Annotated in this window: 19 protein-coding genes; 12 read left to right on the forward strand and 7 right to left on the reverse strand. The window is 58.8% G+C overall.

Going from position 1 to position 17729, the window contains the following annotated elements; genetic code table 11:
* Positions 1-133: 133 nt before the first annotated feature.
* Together KRR23_RS26580 and KRR23_RS26585 are read right to left on the reverse strand one after the other, a co-directional pair.
* Positions 134-790 (reverse strand): dual specificity protein phosphatase family protein, encoded by a 657-nt coding sequence (locus KRR23_RS26580; RefSeq protein ID WP_216744861.1) that lies wholly within the window; start codon positions 788-790, stop codon positions 134-136.
* A gap of 328 nt (positions 791-1118) precedes the next feature.
* Positions 1119-1421 carry a hypothetical protein gene (locus tag KRR23_RS26585; RefSeq protein ID WP_216744862.1) on the reverse strand — a complete coding sequence of 101 codons (303 nt, stop codon included), beginning with the start codon at positions 1419-1421 and terminating at the stop codon, positions 1119-1121.
* A 244-nt stretch (positions 1422-1665) separates the two neighbouring features.
* Between KRR23_RS26585 and KRR23_RS26590 the strand changes: the two genes are divergently transcribed.
* The 3 genes from KRR23_RS26590 (at position 1666) to KRR23_RS26600 (ending at position 5330) form a co-directional block, all read left to right on the forward strand.
* Positions 1666-2724 carry a PA0069 family radical SAM protein gene (locus tag KRR23_RS26590; protein WP_216744863.1) on the forward strand — a complete coding sequence of 353 codons (1059 nt, stop codon included), beginning with the start codon at positions 1666-1668 and terminating at the stop codon, positions 2722-2724.
* A 243-nt stretch (positions 2725-2967) separates the two neighbouring features.
* A complete protein-coding gene (locus KRR23_RS26595; RefSeq protein WP_054594926.1) occupies positions 2968-3699 on the forward strand; it encodes a carbonic anhydrase in 732 nt (243 codons plus the stop codon).
* An 89-nt stretch (positions 3700-3788) separates the two neighbouring features.
* Positions 3789-5330 carry a SulP family inorganic anion transporter gene (locus KRR23_RS26600; protein WP_216744864.1) on the forward strand — a complete coding sequence of 514 codons (1542 nt, stop codon included), beginning with the start codon at positions 3789-3791 and terminating at the stop codon, positions 5328-5330.
* A gap of 91 nt (positions 5331-5421) precedes the next feature.
* Here KRR23_RS26600 and KRR23_RS26605 read toward each other — a convergent pair whose 3' ends face one another.
* Positions 5422-6072 (reverse strand): hypothetical protein, encoded by a 651-nt coding sequence (locus tag KRR23_RS26605; RefSeq protein WP_216744865.1) that lies wholly within the window; start codon positions 6070-6072, stop codon positions 5422-5424.
* Between the two features lie 373 nt (positions 6073-6445).
* Between KRR23_RS26605 and coxB the strand changes: the two genes are divergently transcribed.
* The 4 genes from coxB to KRR23_RS26625 all read left to right on the forward strand — a co-directional run bounded on the left by coxB (position 6446) and on the right by KRR23_RS26625 (position 10758).
* Complete coding sequence (coxB, locus tag KRR23_RS26610; RefSeq protein ID WP_216744866.1) at positions 6446-7573, forward strand: cytochrome c oxidase subunit II; 1128 nt, start codon at positions 6446-6448, stop codon at positions 7571-7573.
* Between the two features lie 82 nt (positions 7574-7655).
* On the forward strand, positions 7656-9251 hold the full coding sequence (gene ctaD, locus KRR23_RS26615) for a cytochrome c oxidase subunit I (protein ID WP_103314896.1): 1596 nt from the start codon (positions 7656-7658) through the stop codon (positions 9249-9251).
* Positions 9252-9278: 27 nt separating this feature from the next.
* Positions 9279-9836 (forward strand): cytochrome c oxidase assembly protein, encoded by a 558-nt coding sequence (locus tag KRR23_RS26620; RefSeq protein ID WP_216744867.1) that lies wholly within the window; start codon positions 9279-9281, stop codon positions 9834-9836.
* A gap of 34 nt (positions 9837-9870) precedes the next feature.
* Complete coding sequence (locus KRR23_RS26625) at positions 9871-10758, forward strand: cytochrome c oxidase subunit 3 (protein WP_054594932.1); 888 nt, start codon at positions 9871-9873, stop codon at positions 10756-10758.
* 8 nt (positions 10759-10766) lie between these two features.
* Here the strand turns inward: KRR23_RS26625 and KRR23_RS26630 are convergent, their stop codons facing one another.
* Positions 10767-10970, reverse strand: a complete 204-nt coding sequence (locus KRR23_RS26630; RefSeq protein ID WP_019694466.1) for a twin transmembrane helix small protein — start codon at positions 10968-10970, stop codon at positions 10767-10769.
* A gap of 69 nt (positions 10971-11039) precedes the next feature.
* Between KRR23_RS26630 and KRR23_RS26635 the strand changes: the two genes are divergently transcribed.
* Genes KRR23_RS26635 through KRR23_RS26655 form a run of 5 tightly spaced genes read left to right on the forward strand, consistent with a single transcriptional unit; the run spans position 11040 to position 14945 of the window.
* Complete coding sequence (locus KRR23_RS26635; protein WP_216744868.1) at positions 11040-11780, forward strand: SURF1 family protein; 741 nt, start codon at positions 11040-11042, stop codon at positions 11778-11780.
* The gene (locus tag KRR23_RS26640) at positions 11746-12336 is read left to right on the forward strand and encodes a hypothetical protein (protein ID WP_216744869.1); all 591 of its coding nucleotides are present in this window, start codon (positions 11746-11748) and stop codon (positions 12334-12336) included. The genes KRR23_RS26635 and KRR23_RS26640 overlap by 35 nt, the downstream gene beginning before the upstream one ends.
* Positions 12337-12346: 10 nt before the next feature.
* Positions 12347-13426, forward strand: coding sequence for a heme A synthase (locus tag KRR23_RS26645; protein WP_216744870.1), 1080 nt, complete (start codon positions 12347-12349; stop codon positions 13424-13426).
* Positions 13414-14313: a heme o synthase gene (cyoE, locus tag KRR23_RS26650; RefSeq protein ID WP_216744871.1), complete on the forward strand. Its 900-nt coding sequence runs from the start codon at positions 13414-13416 to the stop codon at positions 14311-14313. The genes KRR23_RS26645 and cyoE overlap by 13 nt, the downstream gene beginning before the upstream one ends.
* Complete coding sequence (locus KRR23_RS26655) at positions 14310-14945, forward strand: SCO family protein (protein WP_054594936.1); 636 nt, start codon at positions 14310-14312, stop codon at positions 14943-14945. The genes cyoE and KRR23_RS26655 overlap by 4 nt, the downstream gene beginning before the upstream one ends.
* Before the next feature lie 167 nt (positions 14946-15112).
* Here KRR23_RS26655 and KRR23_RS26660 read toward each other — a convergent pair whose 3' ends face one another.
* The 3 genes from KRR23_RS26660 to KRR23_RS26670 form a co-directional block, all read right to left on the reverse strand.
* Complete coding sequence (locus tag KRR23_RS26660; RefSeq protein ID WP_123427007.1) at positions 15113-15886, reverse strand: MetQ/NlpA family ABC transporter substrate-binding protein; 774 nt, start codon at positions 15884-15886, stop codon at positions 15113-15115.
* Positions 15887-15947: 61 nt separating this feature from the next.
* The gene (locus KRR23_RS26665; protein WP_103314902.1) at positions 15948-16622 is read right to left on the reverse strand and encodes a methionine ABC transporter permease; all 675 of its coding nucleotides are present in this window, start codon (positions 16620-16622) and stop codon (positions 15948-15950) included.
* A complete protein-coding gene (locus KRR23_RS26670) occupies positions 16622-17629 on the reverse strand; it encodes a methionine ABC transporter ATP-binding protein (protein ID WP_019694473.1) in 1008 nt (335 codons plus the stop codon). Before KRR23_RS26670 ends, KRR23_RS26665 begins: the two co-directional genes overlap by 1 nt.
* Positions 17630-17729: the final 100 nt, after the last annotated feature.

Genomic DNA, 17729 nt, shown 5'->3' on the forward strand with positions numbered 1-17729 from the left:
CGGCGCTTGGTAATCCGCCTTTGAGCCTGAGCGCTCAAGGGCGGTATTTATCGACTGACGCCACACTCCTCGATTGTATGTTCACGACCCCCTCCTTGCCTGCTTGGGGCCGGGTCTGGTTGTGGCGCGCCCCTCAGATCTTCGGTTTTTCGCTATTGACCGTTTTCAACCAGCTTTTCATCGAGCAGGTCGCAAACACACTGGTACTGCAATCGCCGTTGGCCAGTGCGGTACGCAGTTTGTCGATATCTGCCTTCATCATGTAGCGAATGCCGTTCTTGAAGTGGGTGTTGTCGTCGAAACCGCCCTGGGTCATTTCGTTGAGGGCGTCTTCCTTGCTCCAGCCTTGTACCACCACGCGGTACATCGCAGCCATCAGGCCAGTGCGATCCGATCCGCGTTTGCAATGGATCAACACCGGGCCTTTGCTTTGACCGGTTTGAATGGCCCGCAATGCACTGAGCACCTCGCTGTCATCGACATCGCTGGTCTTGTACGGCAATTGCACCAGGTTGATGCCGGGTGTCGATAGCCAGCTTGCGTCGGACTCGGGCAGAAAGTTGATCACCGTCGCAATCTGGAGTTTTTCCAGCAATGGCAGCGCTCCGTGATCGGGAAGTGTGCTGCGATAGAGGGTTGGTGACATCTGGTAAAGGCCGTACTGCGCTTCGACCGGCTGGGCCCATTCTGTAGGACGGATGGATTGGGTTTGCTCGGCCAGAACCTGATCGAACGCAAATAACGCCATGAGCGACAGGCACAGTGCGAGCAAGAGGTGGTTTTTCGACATGAGTCAGGGAGCCGTGGATGAAGGAATGGGTGACTAAATCCCAGCCTGAACCCTGAGCAGTCAAAGCTCTGTGAGGTGCTTGTCAAAGAATCGTTAAGCCTGAGGGTGCCTTCGACTGTTACGAGGATGGCAGTTGTCGCGTGTTTGTCGGATCAGAAGGGGGGATGGGGTGAGTTTTAAAGGTGAAAAAAATTATTAAGCGATTTGGGTAATTAGTTAAATGTTTTTGGTGGTTTTAAATTGAAATAACTAACGCCTGCGAATCTGTTTTCGCCGGCGTTAGTTTCTGAGTTTCAATCGGTATTATAAAGTACCGAATCAGGTCCCATCAGGGATTTACAATATTGGCATAGGCTTTGGCCAGCGCCAGCAGCTTGGCTTTGTCCTCGGCATCAATATCACCATCACCGTCCACATCCTTGCGCACGGCCCCGAGGGTGAAGGAGCGCCCGCCGTCGCTGGAAACCGCCGTCATGAAAATCGATTTCACCAGCGTCTCGGTTTGCATTTCATTGTCCGCATCCCAACCAAGTTCTTTACGGGCAAGTTGCAGTGAAACCAGGGTGTTGGGTTCAGAAGGACCCGGCTGCATTAGTTGCAGAAAGATACCGCGTTGATTAAAGAAAGACATTGTTAAATCCTTTTAATGGTTATTCAGTATGGTGGTGCGTGTGCCAAGGATAGTACGGGTTATCTTTATCGGATGACCAATGCTTATATGTTTCTCATTCTTGCGTATATAGCGTGGTTAGCAAGTAGTTATATAGAGTGGGTAGGCGGCTAGCCTGATCTTTTCGCTGAAGGTGCCGAACGGCACTGGCCTGACATTGGATCTTCCGATACTGTATGTGCATACAGTCATGAGGGTTTTTCCAATGTTCACGCCCTTGCCACCTCGGGGACGCGGGACCGCCAGCAACCCGCACAATCGCTTTGCACCGAACCGTTCGGTGGTCGAAGACGATGGTTGGTACCAGGAAGCACCACTGACCCAAGGCACCGAGGTGTGCATCGAGACGGCGAAAACCATCATCACCCGCAACAACTCGCCCGACCTGCCCTTCGATCGTTCGATCAACCCCTATCGAGGTTGCGAGCACGGCTGCATCTACTGCTATGCACGACCCAGTCATGCCTATTGGGACCTGTCGCCCGGGCTGGATTTCGAGACGAAGCTGATCGCTAAAAGCAACGCTGCCGACGTGTTGGAGCAGCAGCTTTCCAAGCGTGGTTATCAGTGTGCGCCGATCAACCTGGGCTCAAATACCGATCCCTATCAGCCGATCGAGCGTGAACACAAAATCACCCGGCGGATTCTCCAGGTGCTGCTGCGTTACCGGCATCCGGTGACGATCATCACTAAAGGCTCGTTGATTCTTCGTGATCTGGATCTGCTCGGTGAGCTTGCCGAACAGCGGCTGGTGGCGGTGATGATCAGCCTGACCAGCCTCGACGATGAGCTCAAGCGCATCCTTGAGCCGCGAACGGCCGCCCCGAAGGCGCGGTTGCGGGCGATTCGGGTCATGCGTGAGGCCGGGATTCCGGTAGGTGTTTTGTGTTCGCCGATGATCCCGATGATCAACGACAGTGAACTGGAAAGCCTGCTGACCGAAGCTCACGCGGCCGGTGCGCAGAGTGCGGCCTACATGATGCTGCGTCTGCCGCTGGAAGTGGCGCCGCTGTTCGAGGAGTGGCTGGCGGCCCACTATCCGCAGCGTGCAGCCCATGTATTGAGCTTGATCCGCCAAAGCCGTGGCGGTGAACTGTATGACAGCCGCTTTGGCGCTCGGATGCGTGGCGAAGGACCGTTCGCCGATCTGTTGGCGCAACGCTTCGCCAAAACAATAAAACGTCTTGGGCTCAATCAACGTGAAGGCTTCAACCTGGACTGCACAGCCTTTTGTCCGCCCGGTGCTCAAATGTCGTTGCTTTAGCAACAATTGGCCTATGGTTGAGTAGTGGAAAACGCTAGGCGTTGGTACTCTGGTCACGTTTTTTCAACCTGGAACGTACGTTCTAGAGCGGTTGATTCAGTTTGAGTTAAGTTTCGGTGGTTACCTTGTTCATCGAGTGACTGGATGGTCACTGACCGGCGATCTGGATGTTTCCTTACCAGTCGCTGGCTTTATCCCAGGTAAAACGGGAAAATTTCCCTACTCCGTCAAAGAGGATGAATCATGAGTGACAAGGATAAACAGCCGTTGGCTGCGTCGGCTTCCGCCCTGCCCGAGGCCGAAAGCGCCGATGCAGCGCTGCAGCACATCGTTGACGGTTTTTTACACTTCCACCACGAGGTCTTCCCGCAACAGGAAGAACTCTTCAAGAAACTCGCCACGGCTCAGCGGCCCCGGGCGATGTTCATTGCGTGCGCGGACTCTCGCATCGTTCCCGAATTGATTACCCAAAGCGCTCCTGGCGATCTGTTTGTCACCCGCAACGTTGGCAACGTAGTGCCGCCCTATGGCCAGATGAACGGCGGGGTTTCCACGGCCATCGAATATGCAGTGCTGGCTCTTGGCGTGCAGCACATCATCATTTGTGGGCATTCCGATTGCGGTGCCATGCGTGCTGTACTCAATCCGCAAAGCCTGGAAAAAATGCCCACGGTCAAAGCCTGGCTACGTCACGCCGAAGTCGCTAAAACCATGGTCCAGGAAAACTGCCATTGCGCTGACGAAAACGAAAGCATGCAGGTGCTGACCGAAGAAAACGTCATCGCCCAGTTGCAGCATTTGCGCACTCACCCCTCAGTGGCCTCGCGCATGGCCAACGGTCAGCTGTTTATCCATGGTTGGGTCTACAGTATCGAAACCAGCGAAATAAAAGCCTACGACGCGGATAAGGGCTGCTTCCTGCCTCTGGACGGCAGTCATCCGATTCCCGTGGCGACGCCCAAAGCGCGCTTCTAAATCCTCCTAAACACCTTGTCTGGTTTGGCCAAGACTGCTGAAAAAGCGGTCGGGCTTCGCCACGCCTGAAGAATCTCAGGAGAACGCAAATGCGTGCTGCGCAATTGAAAGCTGTTTTGCCACGGGAGCTGTTGGCTTCGGTGGTGGTGTTTCTGGTCGCCCTGCCCTTATGCATGGGGATTGCAATCGCTTCCGGCATGCCGCCGGCCAAGGGCCTGATCACCGGGATTATCGGTGGCCTGGTGGTCGGTTGGCTGGCGGGTTCGCCGCTGCAAGTCAGTGGTCCGGCCGCAGGGCTGGCGGTATTGGTCTTTGAACTGGTGCGCCAGCATGGTGTGGCGATGCTCGGGCCGATTTTGCTACTGGCCGGGTTTCTGCAACTGGTGGCCGGGCGTTTGCGGCTGGGCTGCTGGTTCCGCGTGACGGCGCCAGCGGTGGTTTACGGCATGCTGGCAGGCATCGGGGTGCTGATCGTGCTGTCGCAGATACATGTGATGCTCGACGGAGTCCCTAAACCCTCAGGCCTGGACAACCTCAGCGGGTTTCCGGCGGCCGTTGCCCAAGCCTTGCCGACGCTGGGTGGCGGGCTGGGTTGGCAGGCCGGTCTGCTTGGGCTGTCGACGATTCTGGTCATGGGACTGTGGGAGAAATTTCGCCCGCAAGCGCTGCGCTTTATTCCCGGCGCCTTGCTCGGCGTTGGTTTGGCGACCCTTGCCAGTCTGGCGCTGGCATTGAACGTCAAGCGGGTCGAAGTCCCGGCTAACCTGGCCGAGGCGATTGACTGGCTGAAACCGTCCGACCTGTTGAATCTGGCCGACCCCAACCTGCTGATCGCCGCATTCGCCGTGGCTTTCATTGCCAGCGCCGAAACCCTGCTTTCGGCCGCTGCGGTAGATCGCATGCACAGCGGCGAGCGTTCGGATTTCGACCGCGAACTGTCCGCCCAAGGCATCGGCAACATGCTCTGCGGTCTGGTCGGCGCTCTGCCAATGACGGGCGTGATCGTGCGCAGCTCAGCCAACGTACAGGCCGGCGCCAAAACGCGGTTATCGGCGATTTTTCACGGTGTCTGGCTGCTGGCATTTGTGTTGCTGCTGTCCAGTGTGCTGCAAAGCATCCCGGTTGCCAGTCTGGCAGGCGTGCTGGTGTACACCGGGGTGAAACTGGTGGATTTGAAGGCGTTTCGCGGACTGGGACGGTATGGCCGGATGCCGATGATTACCTACGCGGTGACCGCGCTGGCGATTATCTTCAGCGACTTGCTGACGGGGGTGCTGGTCGGTTTTGGCTTGACCCTGGCGAAGTTGGCCTGGAAGGCTTCGCGGCTGAAAATCAGCCTGGTCGACCTTCCGGCAGAGGGCGAAATGGAGTTGCGATTGATGGGGGCTGCGACCTTTCTCAAGGTGCCGGCGTTGACCCGGGTGCTGGGGGCTATTCCGGCGGGCGCGACGGTGCATGTGCCGCTGAATAACCTGAGTTATATCGACCACTCATGCCTTGAATTGCTTGAGGAGTGGGGGCGGGCCAATGCCAGCAAAGGCTCGAAATTGTTGATCGAGGCGCGCGGTTTGAAGCGCAGGCTGGAGGGGCGACTGCGGACAACCGTGGGGATGGGATCCGTCAGGGTTTAAAGCAAAAGATCGCAGCCTCCGGCAGCTCCTACAGAGAATTACATTCATCCGTAGGAGCTGCCGAAGGCTGCGATCTTTTAGACGCTGCGGATCAAGCGGCTGGTTGATCCAGTTCCAGACCTACGCCCAGCTGGCGCGACAAACACGGCCAGCGCTTCCAGGCGGCGCCAGTGTCCGGGCTGTTGAGCTTTTCCCGGTAGGCTTCGACGGATTCCAGCGCGAAGCTTTCTTCATTCAGCATCTCGTCGACGGCGTGATGTACAGCCTCATCCAGTTGATTGGCGAAGTCCTCGCCGATCAGTTGGTGGGCAATCAGGTTGGCGACAGTCATGTCCAATGGGATCAGTGGCTGGCCGAAATGTTTGATGTAGAGGTCGTTAACCTCTTCTACCAGGCGATGCGCCAGATAGGCTTCGTCCAACAGACCATCCAGACCAACGTGACCGGCCATGATTGCCGGTGGCTGGAGGAAGAACTGCTCGGCGATTTTCAGCACCGGTTTGATCTGCGACTCGATCCCCGCTTCGCGCGCTACGTCGTTGGCAGCGTCGAGCAAGTCCGGCACTTGTTCTATATAAGCAGTGACAAAACGGGTCATCACGCCCTTGGCGTCGATGTCTGGCAATTGAATGGATGAATGCAGGTGCGGCAATTGGACTTCCAGCTGACGGGTCAGCTGACCGGTTTCGGCTTCATGTTGTTGTGCACGTTGAATCTGCTCGCGCAATGCGGCGGTGTTCATGAAAACTCCAGGAAACGAATGCAAGGAAATAGGGGAAGACATAAGTTAGCCTGCTTATACAAGTGGCTAAGACGTATTTGTCATAATTATTTCACCTTTCATGCCACTGCGTTATATCGATTTGCCATCACCAATCCCACATCCTTCTCCATCCGTGGCCTGTGGCGCAAGTGTCAGGTGTTTCAGCTCATTTACGCCATCGCATTGCGGGGGCGCACTCGCTGTCTATACTCGGATCTGAATGGAGTTAGCTGATGACGCCCGACTGCGTAGGCAGCAAGGCCCGGCGATTCAAGTTCGTAGTCTGAAAAAGCCGCTCCCTTGCCGTCGGTGTTAGCCGGCGGGATAACAAGAACGATAAGGGGAACCCGCAATGATGCGACATCCACATGTCTGGATGGGCCTCCTGTTGTGGTCGATTTTCGGTCAGGCGCAAGCGGCCTGGACTGTGAATATGGCGCCTGGAGCGACTGAAGTCAGTCACGCAGTATTCGACCTGCACATGACCATTTTCTGGATCTGTGTGGTGATCGGCATCATCGTTTTCGGCGCCATGTTCTGGTCGATGATGCTGCATCGACGCTCCACCGGGCAGGTGGCCGCCAAGTTCCATGAAAGTACGACGGTCGAGATCCTCTGGACCGTGGTGCCTTTCATCATTCTGGTCGCCATGGCCGTTCCGGCGACCGCGACCCTGATCAAGATGTATGACACCAGTGAGCCGGATATAGATATCCAGATCACCGGTTATCAGTGGAAGTGGCACTACAAATACCTGGGTCAGGACGTCGAGTTCTTCAGCAACCTGGCCACACCGCAAGAGCAAATCCACAACAAAAGTGCCAAAGGCGAAAATTACCTGTTGGAAGTCGATCAGCCGCTGGTGCTACCGATCGGTGCCAAGGTGCGCTTTCTGGTGACCTCTGCCGACGTCATCCACTCGTGGTGGGTGCCGGCGTTTGCGGTCAAGCGCGATGCGATTCCAGGGTTCGTCAACGAAGCCTGGACCCGCGTCGACAAGCCCGGCATCTACCGTGGCCAGTGCGCCGAACTGTGCGGCAAGGACCATGGCTTCATGCCGATTGTGGTAGACGTCAAAACCCAGGCCGACTACGACACCTGGCTGACTGAGCGCAAAGCCGACGCCGCCAAGCTCAAGGAGCTGACCAGTAAAGAGTGGACCCTCGACGAGCTGAAGGAACGCGGCGACAAGATTTATCACACCACCTGTGCTGCCTGTCACCAGCCTGAAGGCCAGGGTATGCCACCGCTGTTCCCGGCACTCAAAGGTTCGCCCATCGCGACCGGGCCAATAGAAGACCATCTGCATCGTGTGTTCTTCGGCAAACCCGGCACCGCCATGGCGGCGTTCGGCAAGCAGCTGTCGGAAGTCGATATCGCGGCCGTCGTGACCTACGAACGAAATGCCTGGGGCAACAACAAAGGCGACATGGTCACCCCTAAAGACGTACTGGCCCTCAAACAGGCGGCAAGCAAATGACCCGGTCTATTGCGTGTTCCCTTGAACGCTTGGGGCTAATCACCCCGAGCCGCCCAGCCCACCCGTTTGCAGGAGACAGGCCATGAATGCTGTGAACGATGACCACGGTCATGCAATCGTCGACAACCACGTCCATGGTCCGGCCAAGGGCCTGATGCGCTGGGTGCTGACCACCAACCACAAAGACATTGGCACGCTGTACCTGTGGTTCAGCTTCATGATGTTCCTGCTGGGTGGCTCGTTCGCCATGGTGATTCGCGCCGAGTTGTTCCAGCCCGGCCTGCAGATCGTCGAACCGGCATTCTTCAATCAGATGACCACCATGCACGGTCTGGTGATGGTCTTCGGTGCGGTGATGCCGGCGTTTGTCGGCCTCGCCAACTGGATGATCCCGCTGATGATCGGCGCGCCGGACATGGCCCTGCCGCGGATGAACAACTTCAGCTTCTGGCTGTTGCCGGCAGCGTTCCTGCTGCTGGTGTCGACGCTGTTCATGCCGGGTGGCGGACCGAACTTCGGCTGGACCTTCTACGCCCCGCTATCAACGACCTACGCGCCGGAAAGCGTAACCTTCTTCATCTTTGCCATCCACTTGATGGGTATCAGTTCGATCATGGGCGCGATCAACGTGATCGCCACCATCCTCAACCTGCGTGCCCCGGGCATGACCCTGATGAAAATGCCGCTGTTCGTCTGGACCTGGCTGATCACCGCGTTCCTGTTGATCGCGGTGATGCCGGTGCTGGCGGGTTGCGTGACCATGATGCTGATGGATATCCACTTCGGCACCAGCTTCTTCAGCGCTGCCGGTGGCGGTGATCCGGTGCTGTTCCAGCACGTGTTCTGGTTCTTCGGCCACCCCGAGGTGTACATCATGATCCTGCCGGCGTTCGGTGCCGTCAGCTCGATCATTCCGACCTTCTCTCGCAAGCCACTCTTCGGCTACACCTCGATGGTTTACGCCACGGCGAGTATTGCCTTCCTGTCGTTCATCGTCTGGGCGCACCACATGTTCGTGGTCGGCATCCCGCTGGTGGGCGAGCTGTTCTTCATGTACGCGACGCTGCTGATCGCGGTGCCCACCGGGGTCAAGGTGTTCAACTGGGTCAGCACGATGTGGCAGGGCTCGCTGACCTTCGAGACACCGATGCTGTTTGCCGTGGCGTTCGTGATCCTGTTCTCGATTGGCGGGTTCTCCGGGTTGATGCTGGCCATCGCCCCGGCGGACTTCCAGTACCAGGACACCTACTTCGTGGTCGCACACTTCCACTACGTGCTGGTGCCGGGGGCGATCTTCGGGATCTTCGCTTCGGCCTACTACTGGATGCCGAAATGGACCGGCCACATGTACGACGAAACCCTCGGCAAGCTGCACTTCTGGCTGTCGTTCATCGGCATGAACATGGCCTTCTTCCCGATGCACTTTGTGGGCCTGGCGGGTATGCCACGGCGGATTCCGGACTACAACCTGCAGTTCGCCGACTTCAACATGGTGTCGTCGATTGGTGCGTTCACCTTCGGGGCGACGCAGATCTTCTTCCTGTTCATCGTGATCAAGACCATCCGTGGCGGTCCGGCAGCCCCGGCGAAACCCTGGGAAGGGGCAGAAGGCCTGGAGTGGAGCGTGCCGTCGCCGGCGCCGTATCACACCTTTGTCACGCCACCGGAAGTGAAATGAACGTTATAGCCGCTGAGGCCCGCCGTCATGGCTGACTCTATTTCCATGAAGAAGCTGGTCACCCGGCTGCTGTTAGTGGTGGCCAGCATGTTTGTCTTCGGGTTTGCCCTGGTACCGATCTACGACGTGATGTGCAAGGCATTCGGCATCAACGGCAAAACCGCCGGGCAGTACGAAGGCGAGCAGGTGGTCGATAAATCGCGGCAAATCCGCGTGCAGTTTCTGTCGACCAACGCCGTGGACATGGTCTGGGAGTTTTATCCCAAGGCCGACGACATGGTGATCAATCCGGGGGCGGTGAACGAGATGATCTTTGTCGCCCGCAACCCGACCGATCACCCGATGAGTGCGCAGGCGATACCGAGCATTTCTCCAGGCGACTCAGCGGTGTATTTCCACAAGACCGAGTGCTTCTGCTTCACCCAGCAGGTGCTGCAACCCGGTGAACGAATCGAAATGCCCGTCCGTTTCATCGTTGACCGTGAGATTTCCAAGGATGTGAAGCACCTGACGCTGGCTTACACGCTGTTCGATATTACCGCACGTCATCCACCGGTCGTGGCCAACACCAATGCCGGTCCTTGAGGCGTTCAAGCGTGCCCGATAAGGAGAACAATAAATGGCAAGTCATGAGCATTATTACGTTCCCGCCCAGAGCAAATGGCCGATCATTGCCACGATCGGCATGTTCGTCACCGTATTTGGCCTGGCCACCTGGTTCAACGACCTCAAGGCAGCGCGCCCTGAATCCCATGGCCCGCTGATCTTCTTCGTTGGCGGTCTGTTGCTGGCCTACATGCTGTTCGGCTGGTTCGGCACGGTGATCAAGGAAAGCCGCGCAGGGTTGTATAGCTCGCAGCTCGATCGCTCGTTCCGCTGGGGCATGAGCTGGTTCATTTTCTCCGAGGTGATGTTCTTCATCGCCTTCTTCGGTGCGCTGTTCTACGTGCGCAACCTGTCCGGGCCGTGGCTCGGCGGTGAGGGCGGCAAGGGCATCGCGCACATGCTCTGGCCGAATTTCCAGTTCGCCTGGCCGCTGCTGCACACCCCTGACCCGACACTCTTCCCGCCGCCCAAGGAAGTCATCAGCCCCTGGGGCTTGCCGTTGCTGAACACGGTGTTGCTGGTGAGTTCCAGCGTCACGGTGACCATCGCCCACCATGCCTTGAAAAAGGGCCATCGCGGTGCACTGAAGCTCTGGCTGGCGCTGACGGTACTGCTGGGCTGTGCGTTCCTCAGCTTCCAGGCCAAGGAATACATCCACGCCTATCACGAACTGGGGCTGACCCTGGGCTCAGGCGTGTATGGCGCGACCTTCTTCATGCTGACCGGTTTCCACGGCGCTCACGTGACCATCGGCACGATCATCCTATTCGTGATGCTGATGCGGATCATGCGTGGGCATTTCGATGGCGATCACCAGTTCGGCTTCGAGGCGGCCAGTTGGTATTGGCACTTCGTCGATGTGGTATGGATTGGCCTGTTTGTCTTCGTTTACGTGCTTTGAGGCGGCACTTACCAAGGGGCGCTGGACACCAACTGGCCGCTGAAGAATCCCCAGGCAATCAAGCCGACGGTGATGGCAGCCAGGCCGACACGAACACTCAGGGCGGTAACCAGGCGTTTTGAGCTGCTGTCGTCCTTGACCAGAAAAAACAGGCCGCTGAACAGGCTGACAACCGTGGCAATCAGCATCAGGACGATGGCTGCTTTGAGCATGGTGAGACTCCGGGGGAATGCAATGTACTTGAGTATAGCTACCCTGTTTATCAACTTTTCGGCAGCGCCATGAAGCGCTTTGCGCCGGGCATCGCGCCGACCCTGGTGGTCCTCGCGCTGCTGCCGTTGCTGGTCTTTCTGGGGTTTTGGCAATTGAGCCGGGGCGAGCAGAAACGCGTGTTGCTGGAGAGTTACGCCGAACGCCGCGTGGCTGAACCGATGGCCAGTGAACAACTGTCGAGCACACAAGACCCGGCATTCCGACGCGTTCGCCTGCATGGCCAGTTCGATGCGGCCCACAGTTACCTGCTCGACAACCGCACTCGTAATGGCCGGCCAGGGGTCGAGCTGCTGCAACCCTTTCACGACCAGGCGAGCGGTCTCTGGTTATTGCTCAATCGCGGCTGGCTGCCGTGGCCGAACCGGCGCACACCGCCAGTGTTCACCACCCCCGAGCAATCGTTGAGTCTCGACGCCTGGGTGTATGTCCCCCCGGGCGCGACCTTTCAACTGCACGCCGATCCGGCAAACGCCAACTGGCCACGGCTGGTGACGGCGATCGATCCGGCCAAGCTCTGGAGCGAGCTGGGCCGAACCGGGTTTGCTTACGAATTACGTGAAGAAGCCGGTCCGGCGTCCTACGAGGCCGATTGGCCGGTCGTGGCCATGGGGCCGGAAAAACACCTCGGTTATGCCGTGCAGTGGTTCGCCATGGCGCTCGCGCTGTTCGGTCTTTATCTCTATTTCGGATGGCACAACGCAAAGGAGAAACAGCATGGGAGCGGCCATGAATCCACCCAACATGTCTGAAGCGCAGACGCCACAGCGTCGTCGTGGGCGCTGGCAGTTGGTGCTGATCCTGCTGATGGTGATTGGTCCGATGATCCTCGCCACCGGCATGTACAAGTTGCAGTTCTGGGTGCCGGAAGGTCGCAGCTATCACGGTGAACTGATCGGCAACGGTCAGAGCCGTGCCGAGTTGGGGGTGCAGGCGGACGAAGACCGCTGGCAGATGCTGGTGACCGCACCGCAGGACTGCTCGGTCGATTGTCAGCAGTTGGTGTACCTGGCCCGGCAGATTCAGGTCGCTCTGGGTCGTGATGCCTCGCGTGCCAGCCATGCATTGGCCGTGGCCCAACCCTTGAGCGCGGACTATGAGGACAAGCTCAAGCGCGAATACCCGCAGTTGCAGCGTTATCCACTGGACCTTTCGATCTACACTAAAAATGTTCAGGGCAAAGGCTCGGCGCAGCTCTGGATCATCGATCCGCACGGCAATCTGGTGCTGCGCTTCGACCCTACCGTCAAAGGCAAGGACCTGCTCAACGACCTGCGCCACCTGCTGAAACTGTCGAACATCGGATAAGGGCATCGTCATGGCCAAACCTGGATTTCGCCTCGCGCTGTTTGCCACCTTGCTGGCACTGATTGTCGTCTTGCTGGGCGCCTATACCCGGCTGACCCATGCCGGCCTTGGTTGCCCGGACTGGCCGGGTTGCTACGGGTTTATCAGCGTGCCGAAGAGCGAAGCCCAACTGGCCCATGCCGAGTTGCATTTTCCAGACACGCCGGTGGTTGCCCACAAGGGCTGGAACGAGATGATTCACCGCTATTTCGCCGGCACCCTTGGCTTGCTGATTGTGTTGCTGGCGGCGCGTTCCTGGACTCATCGCCATCATCTGGACCAACCCCTGAAGCTGCCGTTGTTCTTGCTGGCGGTGGTGTTTGCCCAAGCGGCCTTTGGCATGTGGACGGTCACCCTCAAGCTCTGGCCGCAGGTGGTGACGGGACATTTGCTGGGTGGCTTTGCGACCTTGAGCCTGCTGTTTCTGCTGACCTTGCGCTTGTCCGGCGTATTGCCGGCGCTGATCGTGCCGCGACGTCTGCAGTACTGGGCGACGGCCGGGTTGTTGCTGGTGATCGGGCAAATCGCCCTTGGCGGTTGGGTCAGTGCCAACTACGCGGCGGTGGCCTGTATCGACTTCCCCACTTGTCACGGCCAATGGTTGCCACCGGCTGATTTCGCCAACGGCTTTCACCTGACCCAACACATCGGCCCCAATTACCTCGGCGGGCAGCTCGACAGCGATGCGCGCACGGCGATTCACCTGACTCACCGCATTGGCGCGCTGCTGGTCACGCTGGTGCTGCTGGGGCTGGCCTGGCAGCTCAAAGTCGTCGGCATGACCCGACTCGCCGGGTTGGTACTGGGGGCGTTGGCGGTGCAGATCACTCTGGGCATCAGCAATGTGCTGTTTCACCTGCCGTTACCGGTGGCTGTCGCCCATAACGCGGGTGGCGCGGCGCTGTTGCTGACGATGGTGCTGGTCAACTATCACGCACGAACCAGCCTGGTTCGAGTCAGGCAGCAGACGCCCGGGCGCTGGCGCTTCAGCCTGCGTAAACACACGGCCGGGCCGATAACAATAAAAGGAGAAATGCCATGGCGACTCTGATCGGCGAACGACGGCGCCAAGCGATCTGGCGTGACTATCTGGAGCTGACCAAGCCGAAAGTCGTGGTGTTGATGCTGATCACGTCGCTGGTCGGTATGTTTCTCGCCACGCGTGCCGGGGTGCCGTGGACGGTGCTGGTGTTTGGCAACCTGGGGATCGGACTGTGCGCGGGCGGCGCGGCGGCGGTCAACCATGTGGTGGACCGGCGGATTGATGCGGTGATGGCGCGCACGCACAAGCGGCCACTGGCCGAAGGCCGGGTTTCACCAACCGCCGCACTGACCTTCGCGCTGTTATTGGCGGTGGCCGGGCAAGCCCTGCTGCTGGCGTTCACCAACCCGCTGACCGCCTGGCTGACCCTCGCCTCGCTGCTTGGCTACGCGGTGGTCTACACCGGTTTTCTCAAGCGGGCGACGCCGCAGAACATCGTGATCGGCGGACTGGCCGGCGCTGCACCGCCACTGTTGGGCTGGGTCGCCGCTACCGGGCATGTCAGCGCCGAACCGCTGCTGCTGGTGCTGATTATCTTTGCCTGGACCCCGCCACACTTCTGGGCGCTGGCGATTCATCGCAAGGAGGAGTACGCCAAGGCCGATATTCCCATGCTGCCGGTGACCCACGGCGAGCATTACACCAAGATCCACATCCTGCTTTACACCTTCGCCCTGCTGGCCGTGAGCTTGATGCCCTACGTCATTCACATGAGCGGCTTGCTGTACCTGATCTGCGCCCTCGGGCTGGGTGCGAGGTTTCTGCAATGGGCCGTGGTGCTGTACCGTGGCACTCAGCCGCACGCGGCGATCAACACCTTCAAGTACTCTATTTACTACTTGTTTCTGCTGTTTATCGCCCTGCTCGTAGACCACTACTTAATGTTGAACCTATGACCCGAACCCAGAAAACCGTCTTCATTCTTGTTGCCCTGATCGCGCTGGTCCTGGGGCTTACCGTCAACAAAGTACTGTCTGGCAAAGGCCAGGGCGATCCGACTGCACTGATCGACGCCGGGATCATCCTGTTGCCGCAAAGCCGTAACCTGCCGGACGTGCAGATGACCAATCAGGACGGCCAACCGGTCACGGTCAACGCCTTGAAAGGCAAATGGAGCCTGCTGTTCTTCGGCTACACCTTCTGCCCGGACATCTGCCCGACCACCCTGGCGCAACTGCGGCAGATCAAGAGCGAGCTGCCAGCGGACGCGGTCGACAAGTTGCAGATCATTCTGGTCAGCGTCGACCCGAACCGCGACACCCCCAAGCAGCTCAAGCAGTACCTGGGCTACTTCGATCCGCAGTTTGTCGGCCTGACGCCGGCTTCGGTCGAAGACCTGCAGAAAGTCGCCAATGCGGTGAGCATTCCGTTCATTCCGGCTGACACCAGCAAACCCAACTACACCGTCGACCACAGCGGCAACCTGGCGGTGATCGGGCCGGACGGCACCCAGCGCGGGTTCATTCGCGCACCGTTGAACAACACGAAACTGGTGGCCCAGTTGCCGGTGATGCTCAAGCGTATGTAATTTTTCAGGCATAAAAAAAGATCGCAGGCTGCGATCTTGATCGTTCCCACGCTCTGCGTGGGAATGCCTCACCGGACGCTCTGCGTCCGCTTCTAAAATGGGACGCAGAGCGTCCCTGGCTGCATTCCCACGCGGGAGCGTGGGAACGATCAGCGTCGCGAGGTAGATCAGAACGCCGGCAATACCGCGCCTTTGTATTTCTCCAGAATGAACGCCTTCACTTCCGGGCTGTGCAGGGCAGCAACCAGTTTCTTCATCGCGTCGCTGTCCTTGTCGTCCGGACGGGCGACCAGGATGTTCACGTAAGGCGAGTCCTTGCCTTCGATCACCAGCGCGTCCTTGGACGGATCGAGCTTGGCTTCCAGCGCGTAGTTGGTGTTGATCAGCGCCAGGTCGACCTGGGTCAGCACGCGCGGGATGGTCGCGGCTTCCAGTTCACGGAATTTCAGGTCCTTGGTGTTCTCGGTGATGTCCTTGACGGTCGACAGGATGTTTTTCGAATCCTTCAACTTGATCAGGCCAGCCTTCTCCAGCAGCAACAGCGCACGGCCGCCGTTGGTGGCGTCGTTCGGGATCACCACGTTGGCGCCGCCTGGCAGTTCAGCGAGGGTCTTGTACTTGCTGGAGTACGCGCCCAGCGGCTCCAGGTGCACGCCGGCAACGCTCACCAGGTTTGTGCCCTTGGCCTTGTTGAACTCATCGAGGTACGGCTGGTGCTGGAAGAAGTTGGCGTCCAGGCGTTTCTCGGCAACCTGTACGTTCGGCTGCACGTAGTCGGTGAACACCTTGACCTTGAGGTCTACGCCTTCTTTGGCCAGTGCCGGCTTCACGAACTCGAGGATTTCCGCGTGCGGAACCGGAGTAGCAGCAACGGTCAGGGTTTCAGCGGCCTGAGCGGAGAACGCTGCAACGGCAGCGAATGCGACGAGTAGTTTTTTCATCCAGCAAACTCCTTGTGAGGCGCCCTTTCAAGCGCCTGCCAGCCGTGGCCGGCGATTGCATTTATTTTCGGGAAAAGTGCACCACCAGCTTATCGCCGACGGTTTGCAGAACCTGGACCAGCACCAGCAGCAACACCACAGTCACTACCATCACGTCAGTCTGGAAGCGTTGGTAACCGAAGCGAATCGCCAGGTCACCCAAACCACCGGCACCGACCACACCAGCCATCGCCGTGTAGGACACCAGCGTAATCGCGGTCACCGTGATCGCTGCGAAAATGCCCGGACGGGCTTCCGGCAGCAGCGCGTTGACGATGATCTGGCGGGTCGTCGCGCCCATGGCCTGGGTCGCTTCGATAATGCCGCGATCGACCTCACGCAGAGCGGTTTCCACCAGACGGGCGAAGAACGGCGTAGCGCCCACCACCAGCGGCGGGATCGCACCGCCGACGCCCAGCGAGGTGCCGGTGATCAATACGGTGAACGGGATCATCACGATCAGCAGAATGATGAACGGCAGCGAGCGCAGGATATTCACAATCAGCGACAGCAGGGCGTAAACGCCTTTGGCTTCGAGCAACTGGCGCGGGCTGCAGAGGAACAGCAACACGCCCAGCGGCAGGCCGAGCAGTACGGTGAACAACAGCGAACCACCGAGCATCAGCAAGGTGTCGCCGGTAGCCTGCCAGATTTCGAACCAGTCGATATTGGCGAAGAAACTCATCAGGGCTTCCATTAACGCAGCACCTCCATGTGGACGTCAGCCGCGGTGAAGCGGGCAAACGCCGCGTCCATGTCGCCGCCGGTGACCGCCAGGGTCAATTGCCCGTAGGGGACGTCTTTGATGCGGTCGATACGACCGGCGAGGATGCTGTAGTCCACACCCGTTTCGCGGGCGACGGTGCCCAGCAACGGCGCGTAGGTCGCGTCGCCCTGGAAGGTCAGGCGAACGATACGGCCCGGCACGTGAGCGAAGTCGTCGCGCTGTTCGCTTTCGTCGATTTGCTCGTCTTCCTGAACGAAACGCTTGGTGGTCGGGTGCTTCGGGTGCAGGAACACGTCGGCCACCGGACCTTGCTCGACGATCACGCCCGCGTCCATCACGGCGACCTGGTCGCAGACCCGGCGAATCACGTCCATTTCATGGGTGATCAGCACGATGGTCAGGTTCAGCTCACGGTTGATCTCGGCCAACAGTTGCAGGACCGACGCGGTGGTTTGCGGGTCGAGGGCGCTGGTGGCTTCGTCACACAGCAGGATTTTTGGTTTGGTTGCCAGGGCGCGGGCGATGCCGACGCGCTGCTTCTGGCCACCGGACAGCTGCGCCGGGTACTTCTTTGCGTGGTCGGCCAGGCCGACACGCGCCAGCAACTCGGCCACTCGCAGGTCGATCTCGCTGCGCGACAGTTCACCGGCCAGGGTCAACGGCAGCGCGACGTTGTCGGCAACGGTCTTGGAGGCCAGCAGGTTGAAGTGCTGGAAGATCATCCCGACTTGCTGACGGAAGCGGCGCAGCGCATTGGCGTCCAGCGCGGTGACTTCTTCGCCATCGACGATGATCTTGCCGCCGCTGGAGTTTTCCAGGCGGTTGATCAGACGCAACAGGGTACTTTTTCCCGCACCGGAGTGACCGATCAGGCCAAACACCTGACCGTTCTCAATCGACAGATTGGTGGGGTGCAGTGCAGGAATATCCTTACCGGCAACGCGGTAAGTTTTATGGACGTTTTGAAACTCGATCACGTAGCGAACCTTGTGGGGCGCGTTAGAAAAGGATCAGCGGTTAGCCGGGCGGGCATTTTAGCGTGTCCGTATAGAGGTTCTTAGCATTTATTTCGCATTC

The organism is Pseudomonas sp. CVAP#3 (assembly GCF_018986375.1).
GTDB classification, from domain to species: domain Bacteria; phylum Pseudomonadota; class Gammaproteobacteria; order Pseudomonadales; family Pseudomonadaceae; genus Aquipseudomonas; species Aquipseudomonas helvetica.